General features: G+C 52.4%; 21 protein-coding genes. 11 read left to right on the forward strand and 10 right to left on the reverse strand.

All coding sequences use genetic code 11. From position 1 onward, the window contains the following. Positions 1-64: 64 nt before the first annotated feature. From FKCLFG_RS05600 to FKCLFG_RS05620, 5 genes are all read right to left on the reverse strand, one after another. Positions 65-1,180, reverse strand: a complete 1,116-nt coding sequence (locus FKCLFG_RS05600; RefSeq protein ID WP_472615243.1) for a branched-chain amino acid ABC transporter substrate-binding protein — start codon at positions 1,178-1,180, stop codon at positions 65-67. Between the two features lie 210 nt (positions 1,181-1,390). After that, positions 1,391-2,824 (reverse strand): dihydrolipoyl dehydrogenase, encoded by a 1,434-nt coding sequence (lpdA, locus tag FKCLFG_RS05605; RefSeq protein ID WP_472615797.1) that lies wholly within the window; start codon positions 2,822-2,824, stop codon positions 1,391-1,393. Further along, positions 2,825-4,165, reverse strand: coding sequence for a dihydrolipoamide acetyltransferase family protein (locus tag FKCLFG_RS05610; protein ID WP_472615244.1), 1,341 nt, complete (start codon positions 4,163-4,165; stop codon positions 2,825-2,827). Between the two features lies 1 nt (position 4,166). After that, positions 4,167-5,210, reverse strand: coding sequence for an alpha-ketoacid dehydrogenase subunit beta (locus FKCLFG_RS05615; protein WP_472615245.1), 1,044 nt, complete (start codon positions 5,208-5,210; stop codon positions 4,167-4,169). A gap of 2 nt (positions 5,211-5,212) precedes the next feature. Further along, a complete protein-coding gene (locus tag FKCLFG_RS05620; RefSeq protein WP_472615246.1) occupies positions 5,213-6,445 on the reverse strand; it encodes a thiamine pyrophosphate-dependent enzyme in 1,233 nt (410 codons plus the stop codon). A gap of 772 nt (positions 6,446-7,217) precedes the next feature. Between FKCLFG_RS05620 and FKCLFG_RS05625 the strand changes: the two genes are divergently transcribed. The 3 genes from FKCLFG_RS05625 to FKCLFG_RS05635 all read left to right on the forward strand — a co-directional run bounded on the left by FKCLFG_RS05625 (position 7,218) and on the right by FKCLFG_RS05635 (position 9,574). Then, positions 7,218-9,101 (forward strand): methyl-accepting chemotaxis protein, encoded by a 1,884-nt coding sequence (locus tag FKCLFG_RS05625; RefSeq protein WP_472615247.1) that lies wholly within the window; start codon positions 7,218-7,220, stop codon positions 9,099-9,101. Between the two features lie 109 nt (positions 9,102-9,210). Then, positions 9,211-9,348, forward strand: coding sequence for a hypothetical protein (locus tag FKCLFG_RS05630; RefSeq protein ID WP_472615248.1), 138 nt, complete (start codon positions 9,211-9,213; stop codon positions 9,346-9,348). Positions 9,349-9,406: 58 nt separating this feature from the next. Further along, entirely contained in the window at positions 9,407-9,574 is a 168-nt protein-coding gene (locus FKCLFG_RS05635; protein ID WP_472615249.1) for a hypothetical protein, read from the forward strand. A 272-nt stretch (positions 9,575-9,846) separates the two neighbouring features. Here FKCLFG_RS05635 and FKCLFG_RS05640 read toward each other — a convergent pair whose 3' ends face one another. Beyond that, entirely contained in the window at positions 9,847-10,287 is a 441-nt protein-coding gene (locus FKCLFG_RS05640; RefSeq protein WP_472615250.1) for a CBS domain-containing protein, read from the reverse strand. A 381-nt stretch (positions 10,288-10,668) separates the two neighbouring features. Continuing rightward, a complete protein-coding gene (locus tag FKCLFG_RS05645; protein ID WP_472615251.1) occupies positions 10,669-11,388 on the reverse strand; it encodes a Crp/Fnr family transcriptional regulator in 720 nt (239 codons plus the stop codon). Positions 11,389-11,810: 422 nt separating this feature from the next. On the opposite strand from FKCLFG_RS05645, the gene aceA reads away from it, so the two are divergent. Then, on the forward strand, positions 11,811-13,109 hold the full coding sequence (aceA, locus tag FKCLFG_RS05650; RefSeq protein WP_472615252.1) for an isocitrate lyase: 1,299 nt from the start codon (positions 11,811-11,813) through the stop codon (positions 13,107-13,109). On the opposite strand, the gene FKCLFG_RS05655 is transcribed toward aceA, so the two are convergent. After that, a complete protein-coding gene (locus tag FKCLFG_RS05655; RefSeq protein WP_472615253.1) occupies positions 13,065-13,325 on the reverse strand; it encodes a hypothetical protein in 261 nt (86 codons plus the stop codon). The two genes, aceA and FKCLFG_RS05655, sit on opposite strands and share 45 nt — an antisense overlap. Positions 13,326-13,586: 261 nt before the next feature. Between FKCLFG_RS05655 and FKCLFG_RS05660 the strand changes: the two genes are divergently transcribed. Further along, the gene (locus tag FKCLFG_RS05660) at positions 13,587-14,504 is read left to right on the forward strand and encodes a 23S rRNA (adenine(2030)-N(6))-methyltransferase RlmJ (protein WP_472615254.1); all 918 of its coding nucleotides are present in this window, start codon (positions 13,587-13,589) and stop codon (positions 14,502-14,504) included. Positions 14,505-14,569: 65 nt separating this feature from the next. Here the strand turns inward: FKCLFG_RS05660 and FKCLFG_RS05665 are convergent, their stop codons facing one another. Then, positions 14,570-15,322 (reverse strand): SAM-dependent methyltransferase, encoded by a 753-nt coding sequence (locus FKCLFG_RS05665; RefSeq protein WP_472615255.1) that lies wholly within the window; start codon positions 15,320-15,322, stop codon positions 14,570-14,572. Between the two features lie 89 nt (positions 15,323-15,411). Next, a complete protein-coding gene (locus FKCLFG_RS05670; RefSeq protein ID WP_472615256.1) occupies positions 15,412-16,026 on the reverse strand; it encodes a Maf-like protein in 615 nt (204 codons plus the stop codon). Positions 16,027-16,143: 117 nt separating this feature from the next. Here FKCLFG_RS05670 and FKCLFG_RS05675 point away from each other — a divergent pair, with 117 nt between their 5' ends. The 6 genes from FKCLFG_RS05675 (at position 16,144) to fabG (ending at position 20,853) form a co-directional block, all read left to right on the forward strand. Then, positions 16,144-16,638 carry a YceD family protein gene (locus tag FKCLFG_RS05675; RefSeq protein ID WP_472615798.1) on the forward strand — a complete coding sequence of 165 codons (495 nt, stop codon included), beginning with the start codon at positions 16,144-16,146 and terminating at the stop codon, positions 16,636-16,638. 94 nt (positions 16,639-16,732) lie between these two features. Beyond that, positions 16,733-16,915 (forward strand): 50S ribosomal protein L32, encoded by a 183-nt coding sequence (gene rpmF / locus FKCLFG_RS05680; protein WP_472615257.1) that lies wholly within the window; start codon positions 16,733-16,735, stop codon positions 16,913-16,915. A gap of 142 nt (positions 16,916-17,057) precedes the next feature. Next, on the forward strand, positions 17,058-18,140 hold the full coding sequence (gene plsX, locus FKCLFG_RS05685; RefSeq protein WP_472615258.1) for a phosphate acyltransferase PlsX: 1,083 nt from the start codon (positions 17,058-17,060) through the stop codon (positions 18,138-18,140). An 18-nt stretch (positions 18,141-18,158) separates the two neighbouring features. After that, the gene (locus tag FKCLFG_RS05690; protein WP_472615259.1) at positions 18,159-19,145 is read left to right on the forward strand and encodes a beta-ketoacyl-ACP synthase III; all 987 of its coding nucleotides are present in this window, start codon (positions 18,159-18,161) and stop codon (positions 19,143-19,145) included. 23 nt (positions 19,146-19,168) lie between these two features. Next, positions 19,169-20,101, forward strand: coding sequence for an ACP S-malonyltransferase (gene fabD, locus FKCLFG_RS05695; RefSeq protein WP_472615260.1), 933 nt, complete (start codon positions 19,169-19,171; stop codon positions 20,099-20,101). Continuing rightward, on the forward strand, positions 20,098-20,853 hold the full coding sequence (gene fabG, locus FKCLFG_RS05700; protein ID WP_472615261.1) for a 3-oxoacyl-ACP reductase FabG: 756 nt from the start codon (positions 20,098-20,100) through the stop codon (positions 20,851-20,853). Before fabD ends, fabG begins: the two co-directional genes overlap by 4 nt. The last annotated feature ends 42 nt before the right edge of the window (positions 20,854-20,895 follow it).

Here is a 20,895-nt window from a genome sequence, read left to right on the forward strand (position 1 = left end):
GGCAGGTACAAGGTTGAGATCAAATTTGCCCGGATACCATGTGCAGGTACCGTGCCGCTACCGACTACTTGGCTTCGCTCTTGGTAGCGTCCTTATGCCAGGTATACACAACGAACTTGAAGGATTTCAGATCGCCCTTGGCGTCATATGCCACGTTGCCGATCGGCGTTTTGAAAGGATTGCTGTGGATGTAGGCGGCAACCTTGGTCGGGTCGGTGCTCTTGGCGCCGGTCATGGCGTCGGCAATGACTTTTACGGCTGAGTAGGCAGACAACTGGAACGGCCCGCTCGCGTCACGCTTTTTGTCTTTGAAGGCTTTGACCAGGGCGGCGTTTGCAGGGTCGGCAGCAAAGTCAGCTGGCAGTGTCACCAGCATGCCTTCAGAGGCCGGGCCGGCGATCGCCGTAATGTCCTTGTTGCCGACACCTTCCGGACCCATGAAGACCGCTTTGATGCCTTGCTCGCGCGCCTGGCGCATCAGCATGCCCATTTCCGGGTGATAACCACCGAAATAGACAAAATCCACACCTTTGGATTTTAGTTTGGTAATGACGGCCGAGTAATCGCTGTCGCCTGCGTTGATGCCTTCAAACAGCACGACCGGAATCTTCGCTGCTTCCAGGCTCGCTTTGACTGAAGAGGCAACGCCCTGTCCATACGATTGCTTGTCATGCAGAACCGCTGTTTTTTTGGGTTTGAGCTTTTCGATTACATACTTGGCGGCGGCAGGACCTTGCTGGTCATCGCGGCCGATGGTGCGGAAAATGAATTTGTGCGGTTTGTTTTCAGTCAGTTGCGGCGCGGTGGCCGAAGGCGTGATCATGACTACGCCTTCATTCTCGTAAATATCCGAAGCTGGAATGGTGGAGCCCGAGCAGACGTGACCGATCACGTATTTGATGCCCTGGCTGACGATTTTGTTGGCCACTGCCACCGCCTGCTTCGGCTCGCAGCTGTCATCCATGATCACGGCTTCGAATTTATTGCTGCCGCCGGCAGCGTTGATCTGTTCGATGGCAGTCAGTGCGCCGGCCTTGACCATATCGCCATACTGCGTCACGGCGCCAGTCATCGGACCGGCGATGGCGATTTTTACGGTTTCCGCGTGGGCAACCCCTGCAAAGGAGACGGCAGCACTGACGGCCAAGGCAATTTGTGTAAGACGATTCAACGATTTCATGAAAATTCTCCGATTTATTTTGTTATGGTTGCGGTAATGTCGATTCAGCATGACAACGTCCGGGTTTCCTATTATGCCTATAGGAATTTATAAAAAGGGCTGCCGGTTTCAGGTGCAGCCGATTTATTTTTTGCCGTAGAGCTGAATTAATCCACGGCTTGAAATTTTGGATGTTCCAATCCTGACGGGAATTTGCCAGGTGAGAGGTCGTTAGACATGCAATGCATGTCCGAGCGCGCGCAGCGCTGCTTCCTGTACCGCTTCGCCGAGTGTCGGATGGGCGTGGATGGTGCCCGCCACGTCCTCAAGCAGTGCGCCCATCTCAATCGAATGACAGAACGCTGCGCTCAGTTCGGATACGTTGCGTCCCACCGCCTGCCAGCCGACAATCAGATGGTTGTCACGGCGTGCCACCACGCGCACAAAACCGTCCGTGGACTCAATGGTCATGGCGCGGCCGTTGGCGGCGAACGGAAACAGTGCATTGATGCAGTCAAGTCCCGCTTTCAGCGCGCTTTGTGGCGTCTGACCGACGACCACCACTTCGGGATCGGTGAAGCATACGGCGGGCATTGCGGCCGGCAAGAAATGACGGCGTTTGCCGGCAATGATCTCGGCCACCATTTCACCCTGCGCCATGGCGCGGTGTGCCAGCATCGGCTCACCCGTCAGATCGCCAATCGCCCAGACATCGCGCATCGAGGTACGGCATTGGTCGTCGATTTTCACCGCGTGACCCGCCATGTCGAGCATCAAATTTTCCAGGCCCCAGCCTTGCGTGCGAGGGCGACGGCCGACCGCCACTAGCACTTGGTCGGCCGGCAGTTCAGATTCTTCGCCCTGCGTGTTGCGCACACGTACCGCCTCGCCGCTCGCGTTCAATCCCTGCACCGTACAGCCCAGATGCAATTTCACTCCCAGCCGTTGCAGCGCGGCAGCCACCGGCTTGGTCAGATCTTCGTCGTAGGCAGGTAGCACGCGGTCGATCGCTTCGACCACGCTTACCTCTGCACCCAGCTTGCGATAGGCGATACCCAGTTCCAGCCCAATATATCCGGCGCCGACAACCACCAGACGCCGGGGCAGCGATGATGGCGACAAGGCTTCGGTAGAACTGATTACGGGGCCGCCGAACGGCATGTTTGGCAGCGCCACCGACTGCGAACCGGTTGCCAGTAACAAGTGCTGGCAACCTATACGCAGCGGCGTAGATCCTGCCACAGCCCCCGCACTTTCTGCGCCTTCGCCGTTCTGTTGCACCTCGACCGTCTTGCCGTCGATGATGCGCGCCCACCCTTTAATTACCTGCACTCCGTTTTTCTTGAGCAGCGCCGCCACGCCAGAGGTCAGTTTGGTGACGATGCCATCCTTCCAGCGCACTGTTTGCGCCAGTTCGATGCGCGGTGACTGTACATGGATGCCCAGCGCCGAGTCGGCAGCATAATGGCACGCCTTTTCGAACTCGTCGGCGGCGTGAATCAATGCCTTGGACGGGATGCAACCGATGTTCAGACAGGTTCCGCCAAGTTGCTCGCCTTCGATTAGCGTAGTGGCAATACCCAGTTGTGCAGCACGAATTGCGGCGATGTAACCGCCAGGACCGCCGCCGATTACCAGCAATGTTGTTGATTGTGTGTTCAATATTTACTCCACGAACAGGGTTGCCGGACATTCCAGATAGCCGCGCAGCGTTTGTATGAACTCGGCTGCGTGCATGCCATCGACTACCCGGTGATCGAATGACGACGATAAATTCATCATTTTTCGCGCCACCACCAGACCGCCACGCATCATCGGCCGTTCGACCATCTTGTTGACGCCGACGATGGCCACCTCGGGATGATTGATGACCGGCGTGGAGACGATGCCGCCCAATGCACCCAGGCTGGTAATTGTGATGGTGGAACCAGAAAGCTCTTCGCGCGTCGCCTTGCCGCTGCGCGCAGCTTCGGCCAGGCGTGCCATTTCCGCTGCGCACGACCACAGGTCACGCGCCTCCGCATGCCGCAACACCGGCACCACTAGGCCAGCGTCGGTTTGGGCGGCAATGCCGATGTGGACCGCACTGTAGCGCGTAACGATGCCGGCATCGTCGTCGAAACGTGCATTGATTTGCGGAAACTCGCGTACCCCGAGTACCACCGCGCGCATCAGCAGCGGAAGCAAGGTAAGTCGTCCACGCTCAGCGCCCCATTGATTGTTCAGACGGGTGCGCAACGCTTCGAGCTCGGTTACGTCGATTTCTTCGACATAGGTAAAGTGCGGAATGCGCCGTTTGGCCTCCTGCATCTTCTGCGCTATCTTGCGGCGCAGTCCGATGATCGGCAGCGCTTCTTCGTCATTGCGCTCCTGGTAGCGCATTTCATTCTTGGTTGCGCCTTGTGGATTTGCGCCGCGGGCGACATAAGCATCAAGGTCTTGTTGCATGATGCGGCCTGCCGCACCACTGCCTTGCACGTACTGCAGTTCGACACCCAGATCCCAGGCGCGTTGGCGCAAGGCGGGCGACGCGAGAGGTTTTTCGCCGGCTTGCCGCGCTGCTGACGCAACATATGCCGGTGCCGTGTTCGCAGTATTGTTCAGCGCAGGGATTTTCTTGGGTGCAGGTGCAGCCACAGCCACAGGCGGTGTGATTGGTTTGGATGCAGTCGCAGCCGTGGATGGCACATTCGGCACGTTCGGTTCGGCTGGCGTCGCGATGGGGGCCGCCGCGTTGCTGGCACTGGCGTCAACGTTGCCTTTGCCTTCGATTTCAATCCGTATCAGTTCAGCGCCTACCGCTATCACTTGTCCGGCTTTCCCGCCCAGAGCCAGGACGGTGCCTACCACTGGTGACGGAATCTCGATGGTGGCTTTGTCGGTCATTACATCGGCCAGTACCTGATCCTCGGCCACGGCGTCACCTGGTTGCACACGCCACACTACTAATTCGACTTCTGCAATGCCTTCGCCGATATCCGGCATCTTGATTACATGAATACCCATGTCATGCCTCCATCGTACGTTTGAATGCCGCCGCTACTCGCGCTGGTCCGGGGAAATAAGCCCATTCCTGCGCATGCGGATAAGGCGTGTCCCAGCCGGTCACACGCTCGATCGGCGCCTCAAGCTGATAGAAACAATGTTCTTGCACCAGCGCCGTCAATTCGGCACCAAATCCGCCGGTGCGCGTCGCCTCGTGCACGATCACGCAGCGGCCAGTCTTTTTAACCGAAGCAATAATAGTCGGCAGATCCAGTGGCCACAGGCTGCGTAAATCGATAATTTCAGCATCGATCCCGCTCTCTTTTGCTGCGGCCTCCGACACGAAAACCATGGTGCCGTAAGTAAGCACTGTCAGAGCAGTTCCAGCACGAAACACCGACGCTGTCTCCAGCGGTATCGTGTAGTAGCCTTCCGGCACTTCGCCCAGCGGATGCTTGGACCACGGTACTACCGGTTGGTCGTGGTGGCCATCAAACGGTCCGTTGTACAGGCGTTTTGGTTCGAGAAAAATTACCGGGTCGTCGTTTTCTATCGAAGCGATCAGCAAGCCCTTGGCGTCGTAAGGATTGGACGGCATTACGGTGCGTAGTCCGCAGACATGCGCAAACATTGCTTCCGGGCTTTGGCTGTGGGTTTGCCCACCGTAAATGCCGCCGCCGCAGGGGGTTCGGATCGTGATCGGCGCGGTGAACTCTCCGGCTGAGCGAAACCGCAGTCTTGCCGCTTCGGAAACAATCTGGTCGTAGGCGGGATAGATGTAATCGGCGAACTGGATTTCGAGCACTGGCCGCAAGCCATACGCTCCCATGCCGACGGCCGCACCCACGATTCCTCCCTCGGAAATTGGGGTATCAAATACCCGTGATGTGCCGTATTTTTTCTGCAAGCCTTCGGTGCAGCGAAATACGCCACCAAAATAGCCAACATCCTGGCCGAACACGACCACATTGTTATCGCGTTCAAGCATCACATCCATGGCCGAGCGCAAGGCCTGGATCATGGTCATGGGCGTCTTTTTTTCGTTCATGTTTTTATCTGCGCTCATGGTCAAATTCCTAGCTGCTGGCGTTGTACTCGCAAATGTTCCGGCATCTCTTTATAGATATCGTCAAACATCTCGGCAGGGCTGAAAACATTGCCGCTCGCCATCGTGCCGTATTGCTCGGCTTCTTTTTGCGCGGCAATAACTTGCAACTCCAACTCCTTCTGGGTTTCTGCATGCTCTTGTTCTGACCACGCGCCAATACCGATTAAATACTGTTTGAGTCGTGCAATCGGATCGCCGAGCGGGAAGTGCGCCCAGTCGTCGGCCGGACGGTACTTGGACGGATCGTCCGAGGTCGAGTGCGGACCGGCGCGATAGGTGACCCATTCGATCATGGTCGGACCCAGGTTGCGTCTAGCCCTTTCGGCAGCCCACTTCGAGGCCGCGTAAACGGCGAGGAAATCGTTGCCATCCACACGTAGTGATGCGATGCCGCAGCCGACACCGCGTGCCGCGAAAGTAGTGTCCTCGCCGCCTGCGATAGCCTGGAATGTTGAGATGGCCCACTGGTTGTTGACCACATTGAGAATGACCGGCGCCCGATATACATGGGCAAAAGTCAGAGCGGTATCAAAATCGGCTTCGGCAGTAGCGCCATCGCCAATCCAGGCCGAAGCAATCTTGGTGTCGCCCTTGATGGCAGAGGCCATTCCCCAGCCCACTGCTTGAATGTACTGGGTCGCCAAATTGCCAGAGATTGAGAAGAAGCCAGCCTCACGCACCGAATACATCACCGGCAACTGCCGTCCCTTGAGGGGATCGCGCTCGTTCGACATAAGCTGGCAAATCATATCCACCAGAGGCACGTCGCGTGCTATCAGGATGCTTTGCTGGCGATAGGTAGGAAAGCACATGTCGTCGACGTTGAGCGCCAGCGCTTGTGCCGTCCCGATGGCTTCTTCGCCCAGGCTCTGCATGTAAAAAGACATTTTTTTCTGGCGCTGTGCGATCAGCATGCGGGCATCGAAGATGCGCGTTTTCATCATGGCGCGCAGCCCGGTACGCACTGTTTCCAGTTCGATTTCCGGTACCCACGGCCCGACGGCGTGACCTTCGTCGTCGATCACCCGCACCAGCGAATAGGCAAGATCGAGGGTATCAATTGGCGACGCTTCAACCGGAGGTCTTCGCACCTCGCCCGCAGGCGATAGCCGCAAATAAGAAAAATCAGTCGCATGACCCGGGCGCCCAGTAGGCTCCGGCACATGCAGACGAAGGGGTTCGTTCTGCCGCATTCGTGTCTCCTCGCGTGATCGTGTCGCGCGTTTTGTCGTTATATTCGGCTCGGCGCATGGTGGTGACCGGTGCCGACCTTTTGTTGTCTTGAAGTCTGCGTGATTGCCGCTGGCTTCATTTTTCACTGATAGGAAATCCAATTGGATCGACCGAAGTATCCTCGTCGTGCATAAGCATGTCAACTCGAAGTCGTCGTAATGTCAGGGCTATCTCATCAAAATTAATTTGACATAAATCATTGCAAAAATCGGAATTTTCTTTTCGCGAAAAAGGAGAAACGCGATGGAAAAATAAATAGAAGAAAAGTTCCAAGAGCATTTTTGAAAATTGACGGATCTATATTGACGGATCTATAAATAGAATGGAAAAACTGTATTCGTTAGAGAAATTTTTTTGCGATGTTGTATGGATTCCGGTTGCACTTCGTGTCTGAATCCGCGTGCTAAAAGCGAGAAAATCTTAAAGTGCCGGACCATAATTTCCCCGATTGCAGCTAGGAAAAAATTGTTCAACATCTACTCTCGGCAATATCTATAAAACAAACAGAAATGCCGCAGAACATTTAAAATTGGCTTTGAGCATCATCGCCGACGCCATCCTGCGCTAATGGAATTACTTCGTTTTTCTACAGACAAGCAATGAACTTCCGCAAATTTTTTTAAACGTTCTTAGTTTTAAATTGATCCGGAAATTTCAGGATGATCTTCATGAAATTTCAGAAACAATCCTAAAAGTTCACCAACATCCGGGTATCTTACAAAGGTTTTCACTATGTTTTCATCACTGCGCACACGGCTCATCGCCATCTGTGTTTCTGTCGTTGTTCTCGCCATGCTGATCGTCGTGACGGTCAATTACAACACCGCCAGGCGTCATACGCTGACGTCATTGAATGGGCAGATGCAGCAGCTGTCGCAGAGTCATGCAAGCGGCATTGCCGAGTGGGTGCGTTCAAAGCGCACGGTCGTGGAGTCGATCAAACTAAACATCGGTGCGCCAGATCCATTGCCGTTTTTGACGGCGGCGGATAAGGCCGGCACGTTTGACAATGCCTATATCGGCTTCGCTGATAAACACGCTGTTTTCTCTCGGCCGGAAGGCATTCCTGCCGACTACGACCCTACGGTTCGGCCGTGGTACACGAGGGCCGCGCAGACTGGCGGACCAATCCTGACGACACCCTATGTCGATGCCGCCACCGGCAAGCTGGTGGTCACTTTCGCCGAGCCTGCCAGTTCACAAGGCAATCTTCAGGGCGTGGTCGCAGCCGACGTTCTTCTGGATAACGTGGTGAAGACGGTGATCGCGATCAAGCCGACACCGAACAGTTTTGCCTTCCTGCTGGACGAAAATGGCATGATCATTGCCCATCCGAATAAACAGCTGACGATGAAGCCTGTGTCGGACCTGAGCCCAGATTTGACTCCTCAGAGGCTGACAGAGATTGACCGTTCCCGGCAAAACGATGCGGTGCATCTTAATGGTCGTGATGGCATGCTGCATGTGACCCGCGTTGAAGGCACCGATTGGTTGCTCGCTGTCGTTCTCGATCGAACTGAAGCGACGCAAGCGCTGGCCGCAATGCTGACCACGTCCGCCATTACCGCGTTGCTGGTCATTGCACTGGCTGCGTTGCTATTGACCGTGATAGTCGCAAAGGCACTGAAGCGGATGCAAATGGCGCGCGATGCAATGGAGGATATCGCTTCCGGTCATGGCGACCTGACCCGACGCCTGGATGATCGCGGTTCAGATGAATTGGCGCAGATCGGCAGCGCCTTCAATCGCTTCATCGGTAAAATCGCTTCTATGCTGGTGGAAATTCGCATCGCCGGTGAGTCGGTCAAGGTGGCAGCTCAGGAAATCGCGATGGGTAACCTTGATCTGTCTTCCCGCACCGAAGAGCAAGCCAGTTCGCTGGAAGAAACGGCCTCATCGATGGAAGAACTGACCTCGACCGTAAAACAGAGCGCTGAAAACGTGCATCAAGCGAACTTGTTGGCAGGATCTGCATCCGAGGTGGCGCAAAAGGGCGGAGCCGTTGTGGCGCAAGTCATTGAAACGATGGGATCGATCAATGCATCCGCGAATAAAATTGTAGATATCATCAGCGTGATCGATGGCATTGCATTCCAGACCAATATTTTGGCGTTGAATGCCGCCGTGGAAGCGGCACGTGCGGGAGAGCAGGGACGCGGCTTTGCCGTAGTCGCCACCGAAGTGCGCAACCTCGCCCAGCGCAGCGCGTCGGCCGCCAAGGAGATCAAGATTCTGATTGGCGACTCGGTCGACCAAGTCGAGGCTGGCAGTAAATTGGTGGGGCAGGCCGGCACCACGATGGACGATGTGGTGACAAGCATCAAACGGGTAACCGACATCATGAGCGAGATCACGGCTGCGGGCCGGGAGCAGAGTAGCGAGATCGAGCAAGTGAATCAGGCCATCGCTCAAATGGATCAAGTAACGCAACAGAATGCGGCTTTGGTGGAACAGGCGGCCGCAGCAGCCGAGAGCCTGCAGGATCAGGCCACTAGCCTGACGCACGTGATCAGCGTGTTCAAACTCGACGATCAGCCGAGGATAGCGGCACCGTCACCCCGGTCAAACCAAGCGCGCCATTTCCTGCCAGACGATGCGTCAAGTCAGGACGCATGAACACCAAGGCGATTGCATGAAGCGGGTGCCAGTACCATGACCAAGAATCGAAAGTAGTGCTTGTAAGCTGGTCCGGAAAGGCGTTTACTCTCGATACTTGGACGTCGAGATGGCAAACGCACCGATATCACTGCTCGAAGCATTCGAAGAATTGTTGCTGGCCGCCATTTGCGCATTCATCAGTGGGCTGTGCCCGTCACTGGCGGGCCAGCACATGGCTATCGATGGCAAATGTGTACGCGGCTAGCATGGTGGCAAGCAGAGCGCATTCATCTGTATAGACCTAGAGCAGCACGAGTGGTTTGATGCTTGAGCAGATCAAAACTGCCGACAAGAGCAACGAGATCACCGCCATACCGGAATTGCTGCATGCACTGGCATCAAAGGGAGCATCGATCGCCATCGACGTGATACCAGCACGACATTGCTGCACAAAATTGTGCAAAGCGGTGCGGACTACGTATTGGGTGTGAAGAACAACCAATCCGGCCTGGACGAAGCCGGATTGGCAAGGCGCACAAAACTTCGCCATTCTGCGCCGTATTGCGCTCAACCTGCTCAAAAGCGACATCACCACAAAACTCGGTATCACCGCATCGCCGCATCGCCAACAAGCGACTGAAAGTCGGTTGGAACGTTGATTACCTCGGCAAGTTACTGGGCCTAAACAACTGACCATTCATGCAATCGCTTTGGTGGAAACGGTTATCGCTTCCAAGTCGTTTCACGACCATATGTCAATCCCTTAACCCCGCTCGCCCATGATGTAGTGTTCAAGCTGCTGAATAATGAATTGCTGTTCGGAAATTATGTCTTTCACCAGGTCGCCGATAGAAATAAGGCCAACCAACTTGCCATTGTCCATGACGGGTAAGTGTCGCAATCGATTTTCAGTCATCAATGCCATGCATTGCTCATTGGTTTGGTCAGGGCTTACATACATGACAGGGGAAGTCATGATGTCGCTGACCGGGGTATTGTCCGACGAGCGCCCCAGGATATGCACTTTCCGGGCGTAGTCACGTTCGGTAACAATGCCGACGACCCGTTCTCCCTCCATTACCAACAGCGCTCCAATACCTTTCTCTGCGAGTAACTTGATAGCATCCAACACCAATGCTGCGGGCGTGATGTTCCAGACCGTCTGATTGTGCTTTGAGTTGAGAATCTGTGCGACGGTTTGCATGGCTGATCTCCTTTAAAAATTTCAATATAATAACTATATATTCGCTGATTCGGCCTATCCTGACAATCGTTTCTACTGTTGGTTTTGGGATGGATGCCGTAAAACCATTTCGCGCTACAACAAAATATATTTTCCTTTAAAACAATCTCAGTCTGCCACGAGCGTGAATTTTTTAGTGTCCTTTGGAGGCACTCATGCGACGTCCTTGCTTGGGTATGCCGAATAGTTGACCTCGCTCAACACAGTACCGTGCCACCAGCCTTTTCATAGCCAGTTTTCAGCGGCAAACAACTGACGCGCGGCAGGGTAAAAAGGAATCGGGGATTGGCGTTCTCTAAGCAAGGATATTGGAAGCGGCGGTCGCTATGGGTGATTTGCCGCTTACAAAGCGCTGGATTGCGACTCCTTCTCCAGTGCCGCAATATCGATCTGGTAGTGACGGTCGCCACCATTGATGCGCCTGATTTTCCCCTCCCGCAGCAGAGTGTTGATAATACGGCTGGCTGTTTCGATGGTCATGCCCAGCACCGAGCCTATGTCTTCCAGCGAAAACAGCGATGACACATCGGAATCATCCGAGTCACGCATCTTCAATAGCAGGCGGGCCATTCGTACGCGCGCCAGACCGTTGGTGAGCTCGCCAAACCATTGGTCGGCCTCGATCACGGTCTCGTGCCATTTCCTCATCAAATTGCGGTGCAAGCGGGGCGACTCGCGATCCAGACGTGCAATGGCATCGCTCGGAACACGACAGGCAGTTACTGTATTGATGGCAATTGCGTCGTTCTCGTAATGTTGGCTGAGACTGGCTTCCAAGCCAACGATGTCGCCGGTGCGCAGGATGCGCAGGATGCGCTGGGTGCCATCGGCATTCAGGCGATTCAACTTAACCATGCCGCTACGAATCGTATACAGACCATTTACTTTATCACCCTGCTTATATATTACCGCTCCGGGAGTAAACCGGAAATCTTCGATGGGCGCTTGAATCAGACGAAAATCTTCATCGGTAAAATCAGAAAATAATGAGTTTTTACGCACTGCGCACTTACCGCAATCGGCAATATCTCGTATTACAGGATGAATTTGCGTAACTTTCATAATGGGTCTCTGGTTGCGAGAAAAATATAAGTACTCGGATAATACATGGATGTTTGACTAGGGAAAACCAAGCTTGCCTCTATTGTAAGTCGAATCAATTGTTGCGACGCAATACAACTGCACCTGAAAATAAATCTTTCATACCTTATTTTTAAATGGCCAACTAGATATTTTTCATGAAGTGGAATCATTTTTTCATATCGTGGAAACTGATTCGCTCCAATAACGAAGTTATCTTTCATTTTGAGAAATGATATTCCACATCGCGATAATTAGTTTATAAGGTATTGATAAATATAAATAAAATTTTAGATATATGTCTTATATAAGACCTTGTTGCTTTGCAAAAAAAAGCCTAATATTATTTACATCAACTTTGACTTTATTTAATTTATCTACTTTTTTGCCATCAGGAGAATGCAATGTCGACACGTGAACAGCAAGTAGCAGAACTGCAAAAAGATTGGGACACCAACCCGCGCTGGAAAGGTATCAAGCGTAACTACAAAGCGGAAGACGTGATCCGTCTGCGTGGCTCCATCAAGGTTGAGCACACTTTGGCGAAAAACGGTGCCATCAAGCTGTGGGACCTGGTCAACAACGAGCCGTTCGTCAACGCACTCGGCGCATTGACTGGCAACCAGGCAATGCAACAGGTCAAGGCAGGCCTGAAAGCGGTCTACCTGTCCGGCTGGCAAGTTGCAGGCGACGCCAACGTTGCTGGTGAAATGTATCCCGATCAATCGCTGTACCCAGCCAACTCGGTACCGCTGGTGGTCAAGCGCATCAACAACTGTCTGACCCGCGCTGATCAGATTCAATGGTCCGAAGGCAAAGGCGACACCGATTTCTTCGCGCCGATCGTGGCCGATGCAGAAGCCGGTTTCGGCGGCGTGTTGAACGCATTCGAATTGATGAAATCGATGATCGAAGCGGGCGCTTCCGGCGTTCACTTTGAAGATCAGTTGGCTTCGGTCAAAAAATGCGGTCACATGGGCGGCAAGGTTCTGGTTCCTACTCGTGAAGCGGTTGAAAAACTGAATGCTGCGCGTCTGGCAGCCGACGTTATGGGCACACCAACTGTATTGTTGGCTCGTACCGATGCAGAAGCAGCCGATTTGATCACCTCCGATGTGGATGACAATGACAAGCCATTCCTGACGGGGGAGCGCACGGTTGAAGGCTTCTACAAGACCAGACCAGGTCTAGAACAGGCAATCTCGCGCGGTTTGGCTTACGCTGAATACGCCGACATGATCTGGTGTGAAACCGGCAAACCTGACCTGGAATACGCCAAGGCATTCGCTGACGCGATTCACGCCAAGTTCCCAGGCAAGCTGTTGTCCTATAACTGCTCACCGTCGTTCAACTGGAAAAAGAACCTGGACGATGCCACCATCGCCAATTTCCAGAAAGAACTCGGCCGCATGGGCTACAAGTTCCAGTTCATCACCTTGGCTGGTTTCCACGCACTGAACTACGGCATGTTCAACCTGGCGCACGGCTATGCCCGCAACCAGATGTCGGCTTTCGTTGAGTTGCAAGAATTGGAATTCGCAGCAGCCGAAAAAGGCTTCACCGCAGTCAAGCATCAGCGTGAAGTCGGTACTGGTTACTTCGATGCAGTAACCCAGGTAATTCAGCAAGGCCAGTCGTCCACCACTGCACTGCGTGGCTCAACTGAAGATGCACAATTCTTCGATGACAAGAAAGTTGCATAAATCGCGCACATTGCGCTGATGCTGCGTCGGGAAAATTTCTTCGGCGCTGCTAATGCTGCGATGATGTTGCAATAAAAAAACCGCCGGGGGCAACTCTGGCGGTTTTTTTATTGCAACATCATCGCGTTCTATTAAGTGCTTGAAATGCTTGCGTCCTCTTAATACTGGAGTGGAGAATATTTTTTTCACGCATTTAATATATGCGGTAAATCCCATGATTCTTGGCATACTCCCTATTTATATTTTTCCGCCTGCTTATCTTGCCTGCTGCCGAGCGCTGGCCGGGTTGGTAATTCTGTTGATGGCATGTCCGCAGTGCAGACTTGTTAGAATGGCGGCATTGTTGCGGCGGCGCGCACCGCGTTTTTCTGTCGACTTGAAAGGTGCGGTTTTTGATCAAGCGTCAAAAATTTTATTGGCCGTCGCTACGCCGTTTCTTACTAAATATACTCACTTACCACGATTGAACCCTTTTTTATGTTGAGCTACCGCCACGCCTTCCATGCAGGTAACCACGCCGATGTCTTAAAGCATGTCGTGACCATGCAGTTACTGCAGTACCTCGGCCAGAAAGACACGCCTTACATGTATATCGACACCCACGCCGGTGCCGGGCTGTATGCGCTCGATAGCAGTTACGCGACCAAGAATGCCGAATTCGAAAGCGGCATAAGCCGTCTGTGGGAGCGCAAGGATATGCCTGCGCCGCTGGCCGAATATGTCAAGCTCATCAAGCAGCTCAATCCTAGCGGCAAGATGCGCTATTACCCCGGCTCGCCTTATGTGGCAGATAAAACCATGCGCGAGCAAGATCGTCTGCGCCTGTTCGAGCTGCATCCGAGCGATAGCAAGATTCTGGCCGATAACTTCCGCAAGCTCGCAGCGCACGCGGCAGAGCAGGGGATACGGCAGACGGGACGCGGCACGCGCGTGATGATTCAGCGCGCCGACGGTTTTGCCGGTTTGCGGGCGTTATTGCCGCCACCGTCGCGGCGCGGCTTGGTACTGATCGACCCGCCCTACGAGGATAAAAGCGACTATCGCCGCGTTAAAGACACGTTGACAGATGCATTGACCCGTTTTGCTACCGGCACTTACGCGGTCTGGTATCCGGTGCTTAACCGGATGGAGTCGCGCCAGTTGCCTGAAAAGCTGAAACAACTGCCCGCCAGCGGCTGGCTTAATGTCACGCTTTCCGTTTGTGCGCCGTCGCCTGATGGTTTCGGCCTGCACAGCAGCGGTATGTTCGTGATCAATCCGCCGTGGACGCTGGAGCCCATGCTCAAGGAACTGATGCCCTACTTGGTGAGTGCGTTAGGAACCGACGCCAATGCCGAATTTACACTGGAATCGGGCGCGACGTTAGCGAAGTTTACCGGTACGCGTCGGGTTTAACTGATATGAAAATCGCGCTCAAAGCTGTTATCGGCTATTTGCCGGCCGCGACCGCCTACAGAGCGTTATTGCGTCAATAGCAAAAATACCGTCGGTTTTTTGTGGAAAGCAGGCATTTCGCCGGCACCGAGTTCCCGGCGCCACTTGCCAGCTGTTTGCGTACGAATCGATTCGGTCGGCAAAGTCAGGTCTGTGGCGATGCAAATCAGGGTATCTGGCAGGCAAGCGCCGGCCAGTGCTTCGAGCATCGCACCGTTGCGGTACGGCGTTTCAATGAAAAGTTGGGTTTGCTTCTCCTGGCGCGAGCGCTCTTCGAGCGCCTTGATGCGCTTTATACGCAATCCGGCATCGGTCGGTAAATATCCGTTAAAAGCAAAACTCTGGCCGTTCAGGCCGCTCGCCATGACAGCTAGCAGCAGCGATGACGGCCCGACCAACGGGCGCACCTGAATGCCGTGTTGATGCGCCAAACGCACCAAATTGGCGCCTGGGTCGGCCACCGCCGGCACCCCTGCTTCAGAAATCAAGCCCGCATCCTGGCCGGCCAAAATCGGCGCCAGTAATGCCGGCAGGGCTGCAGCTGGAGTATTGACATTCAACTCGGCAATGCTAATTTCCTGCAAAGGTTTTGCCAGTGGATGTGTGGCAGCAAGCAATTTCAGGAAAGCGCGCGTCGATTTGGCATTTTCCGCCACAAAATAATCGAGACCAGCGCTAATGGCCTGGACTTGTTGTGGGATGATGCGCGACAACAAGTCGCCTGCCTCGCCATCGGTCTGGCCGAGCGTGTTGGGGATTAGATATAGAATGCCAGCCATAGTTTTATCGATAATATAATGAGTATATTTTTATAGCCATAATTAATGTGCGGTAAAGTGGCAATAAAACACTATACCCATTACTGTATTTATATGGAAGTGTAAAATGGCACGCCGGCGCGGCGTAGCATCGTAGTCAGCGCAATGAGCGGCAAGCCGGTCAGGGCAGTGGGATCGGTGCTCTCGATTTTTTCAATGATCGTAATCCCCAGCCCTTCGTTTTTAGCACTGCCAGCACAGTCGTAAGGCTGCTCAATATGTAAGTAAGCACTCAATTCATTGTCTGGCAAGTCGCGGAAAGTGACGAAAGTTTGGACATTCTCGACTTGTACCTGATTTACAAGCGTGTTCTGGCGGCTATCCCAAAGACATAAGGCGGTATGAAAAATCACGCGGCGGCCGCGCATTTTTTGCAATTGAAGCAATGCGTTTTCATAATTTCCCGGCTTACCGATCTGGAGATCGTCGAGTGTGGCGACCTGATCCGAGCCTATCACCAGCGCGCCCGGTGCTAACGTTGCGATTGCTTGTGCTTTTGCGCGGGCCAGACGCAGCGCGGTCATTGTCGGTGTTTCGCTGGCAAGCGGGGTTTCGTCGATATCAGGAATCAATACCTCGAACGGCAATTGCAATCGGCTCAATAATTCATGCCTGTAACGTGAGCTTGATGCAAGAATTAGTCGGGGCGGTAATTTGAGAATCAATGTGAATGACCTGGTTAGCTAACGAATATAAATATACTTCGATAAAGTGCGCTAACACTTTGACGAATGCTTGAAAAGCCTGTTATTATCGCAGGTTTTCCGGGTTCGGCTTTGCCTATGAATGCTTTTGTAATCGACGCCTTCGAATTTTGTCGGCTTAAAGAACGCCGTCAAGGTGAGATAGCTGTCGCAGATTCTTCACGGCTTTCAGGCGAATGTATTGATAAATCAGCAGTTCTGTCCTGGTCGATTGATGGCGGAACCGGCGCTTTAGGGTTTGAGCAACTGACGTTGTCCGTATCCGGATCTGTGTCACTGCTGTGTCAGCGCTGTTTGACTCCATGTACATTTGATATCGCATCCGAATCAAGCCTGACTCTTGCAAAAGATGATGTGCATGCGGATGAAATTGAAACAATGCTGGACGACGATGCAATAGACGTTATCGTTGGAACAAAAGAGCTGGATGTTGTTGAGCTGATTGAAGACGAGGTGTTGTTGGCGATACCTCTTTCACCCAAGCATGAAGTATGTCCGGATCCAGCAGCGCTGAAGGCTTTGAATGGGGCAAAAAAAAGCTCGCCATTTGATGTTTTGAAGCGGTTGAGTTAGGCTGGGAACTGATTTTAAGCAAGTGTTCCAGTTTGCCTGTGGGCTTGTAAACTGGATGTGTTACTATTTTTGATCTTGAGTATTAGGAGTTATCATGGCTGTTCAGCAAAATAAAAAATCCCCGTCGAAGCGCGGCATGCATCGTGCGCATTCTTTCCTGGTTACACCACAATTGGGCATTGAACCAACTACTGGCGAAACGCACTTGCGTCACCACATCAGCCCAAATGGCTTTTATCGTGGTCGTAAAGTGCTAAAGACAAAGAACGACGATTAATCGCAGTTCCGGATTAAGAACGGCGTGACGAGTTTTGACTTGGCGCCGTTTTTTTGCGCCTAAAATTAATGCTTCCGTGATTTTGAATCGCGCCGATTCTGCCCCATAATGCGTGGCTTGCATAAGGCACTGAATCAAAATAATGACAATTAAAATTTCTATTGACTGCATGGGCGGCGATCATGGTCCGTCTGTTACTGTACAAGCCGCCATTGCATTTCTCAATCGTCAACCCGATGCCGAGTTGGTGCTGGTTGGACTGGAAGACGTGATTCTCGCGGAATTGAAAAAACATAAAGCGGTAGGACATACGCGTCTGTCCATAGTGCATGCATCCGAAGTTGTCACGATGGACGATCCCGTAGAAATTGCCTTGCGCCGTAAGAAGGATTCCTCCATGCGCGTAGCAATTGGTCTGGTGAAGGACGGACGGGTGCAAGCCTGCGTATCGGCTGGTAATACGGGTGCGCTCATGGCGGTATCGCGGTATGTGCTCAAAACGATAGCGGGTATTGAACGTCCGGCCATCTGCGGCATTCTTCCTAATCAGAAAAACGGCCCAACCTACATGCTCGACCTTGGCGCGAATGTGGATTGCAAGCCGCAGCATTTGCATCAGTTTGCTATCATGGGCTCGGCGCTGGTATCGGCGATTGAAGGTAAGCCCAGACCGACAATCGGCTTGCTGAATGTCGGTGAAGAAGCAATTAAGGGCAATGACGTCGTCAAGCAGGCGGGTGAATTACTGCGTGCTGACAGTGCCAAGGGTCTACTTAACTTCTATGGCAATGTAGAGGGCAATGATATTTTTGAAGGCACTACAGATATTGTCGTTTGCGACGGTTTTGTTGGCAATGTTACATTGAAAGCGGCTGAAGGCATGGGCCGCTTGGTAAAATCAGGATTGACAGCAGAATTCAAGAGCAATTTTTTGAGTATGTTGGGTGCATTACTGGCGCAGAAAGCAATTAAATCTTTTTCCGCTCGGATGAATCCGTCCCGCTACAATGGTGCCAGTTTGTTGGGATTACGCGGCTTGGTATTCAAGAGTCATGGCGGTGCAGACACCTATGCGTTTGAATGCGCAATCAGACGAGCTTTTGACGCAGCAAAGTATGATGTTTTGTCCCGTATTTCCAGGGCGATCGAAGACTTGATGCCGACTACAGTAAGCGAAATCTTGCCAGGTCCAGATGCAATCAAATCAACGCAATTAACTAAGTAATAATGAGCATAAAACGGCATGAATCCATACAGTAAAATCATTGGAACAGGTAGTTTCCTGCCTAAAAATCGTGTAACGAATCAGGATCTCGCCAAACGAATGGCTGAAAAGGGGATCGAAACTTCGGATGAATGGATTGTTTCGCGCAGTGGTATTTCTGCCCGTCACTATGCTGATCCAGGTACACAATCCAGCGATCTGGCTGTTGAAGCTGCAAAAAATGCACTTCAGATGGCTGGACTGGTTGCAAATGACATTGACCTGATCATTCTTGCCACATCAACGCCAGACTACCTTGGCGGTTTTCCCAGCACCGCGACCGTAGTGCAGCGCAAGCTTGGTATTACCAATGATTGTGCCGCTGTGGATGTACAGGCGGTATGCAGCGGATTTATCTATGCCGTTTCTATTGCTGATAGTTTCATCAAATCTGGTGCACACAAGAACATACTCGTAATTGGCGCAGAGGTGTTTTCCCGCATCCTCAATTTTGACGATCGTGGAACCTGCGTATTGTTTGGCGATGGCGCCGGTGCCGCTATTCTGTCATCTTCTGAAGAGCCAGGGATTCTGGCCAGTAAATTACATGCGGATGGAAGGTATAACGAGATTCTATATGTCTCTGGCAATGTCGGTGGTGGGGTCCTGGAAGGTAGTGCTTTTCTATATATGGACGGCCAGGCAGTGTATAAGTTGGCGGTAAAATTACTAGATAAAGTCGCGCATGAAGTGCTCGATAAAGCTGGACTAAATGCATCGCAAGTAGATTGGATGGTTCCACACCAAGCGAATATCCGAATTATGCAGGGCACAGCCAAGAAGCTCGGTTTGCCTATGGAAAAAATGATTGTCACAGTTGATCAGCATGGCAATACATCTGCAGCATCCATTCCATTGGCACTGGATGTCGGTATGCGCGATGGACGCATCAAGGCTGGGCAAACTGTGATGATGGAAGGCGTTGGTGGTGGTTTCACTTGGGGTGCGGTGCTCGCACGGATGTAATTAATCGATTATCAATAACTAGCATGAAAAAATTTGCATTCGTATTCCCGGGTCAGGGCTCTCAAAGCATTGGGATGTTAAATGGCTTCACAGATAACGTAGTCGTGCGGCAAACTATTGCTGAAGCATCAGAGGCATTGCAGTGTGATCTTGCCAAGTTGATCGGGGAAGGTCCGAAAGAAGAACTGGATCTAACAACGAACACACAGCCGATAATGTTGGCTACTGCCGTAGCGTTTTATCGGGCATGGATTGCCGTCGGTGGTGCGATACCATCACTTGTTGCAGGCCACAGTCTTGGTGAATATTCTGCCTTAGTCGCTTCTGGCGTCATACCGTTTTATGATGCTGTGCGTTTAGTGCGTTTTCGTGCGCAGGCAATGCAAGAAGCTGTGCCCGTCGGCAAAGGCGGCATGGCAGCGATCCTCGGTTTGTCGGACGATGCAGTGCTTGAAATATGTGCGGCGTCCGCGCAAGGCGAGGTTGTGGAGGCGGTTAATTTTAATGCGCCGGCACAAGTGGTAATTGCAGGGCACAAAAATGCCGTTGAGCGCGCCTGTGAAGCGGCCAAGGCAAGTGGTGCGAAGCGTGCATTGCTACTTTCCGTATCTGCTCCATTCCATTGCTCTTTATTAAAGCCAGCATCAGACCGTTTGCGTGATTTTATGGCGGACCTGACTTTTTTTGCACCACGGATTCCTGTGATCAATAACGTCGATGTTGCAATCGAAAACGATCCATTGAGAATCAAGGATGCTTTGGTGCGACAGGCTGCTAACCCGGTCAGGTGGGTAGAAACGATGCAAAAAGTTGCAGCAGAAAGTGTTACCCATGTCGTAGAATGCGGACCGGGCAAGGTATTGATCGGGCTGACAAAGCGTATCAATGCTGATTTGGCGGTGGAAGCACTTTTTGATCAGGCATCTCTGGATAAAATTTTGGAGCTAATGAAGTGACGGTGCGCAATTTAAATAATCAAGTGGCACTAGTTACCGGTGCTTCCCGTGGCATTGGCCGCGCAATTGCACTCGAATTTGCCAAGCAAGGAGCGATAGTCATCGGTACCGCAACTTCCGAAGCTGGAGCCGCTGTAATTACCGATTACCTAGCTACATTTGGTGGTGGTCTGGGTAAGGGTGTGGTACTTGAGGTGAACGACGTGGCGGGATGCAGCGCGCTGGTTGATCATATTCAGAAAAATTACGATGGGTTGTCGATTCTAGTTAACAATGCCGGCATTACGCAAGATCAGCTTGCTTTGCGTATGAAAGAAGAAGAGTGGGATGCTGTCATTGCGACTAATTTGACAGCAGTGGCACGTCTTTCCCGCGCTGTGCTGCGTGGCATGATGAAAGCGAAAAGTGGGCGCATCATCAATATCACTTCGGTGGTGGGATCGACAGGCAATCCAGGGCAAATGAACTATGCGGCGGCAAAAGCCGGAGTGGCAGGGATGAGTAGAGCGCTGGCGCGGGAAATTGGCAGTCGCAATATCACTGTCAATTGTATTGCCCCCGGCTTTATCGATACGGATATGACAAAATCATTGAACGATCAGCAAATAGCGGCATTATTAAGTCAGATACCATTAAATCGTTTTGGCATACCTGAGGATATCGCTGCTGCTGCAGTATTCCTAGCCTCACCTCAGGCAAGTTATATCACCGGCACGACCTTGCACGTTAATGGCGGGATGTACATGGGATGATGTATCACTGATGGATGTTATTAGTTTTTAAGCTAAATTTGA

This window comes from Gelidimonas denitrificans, from assembly GCF_055694065.1.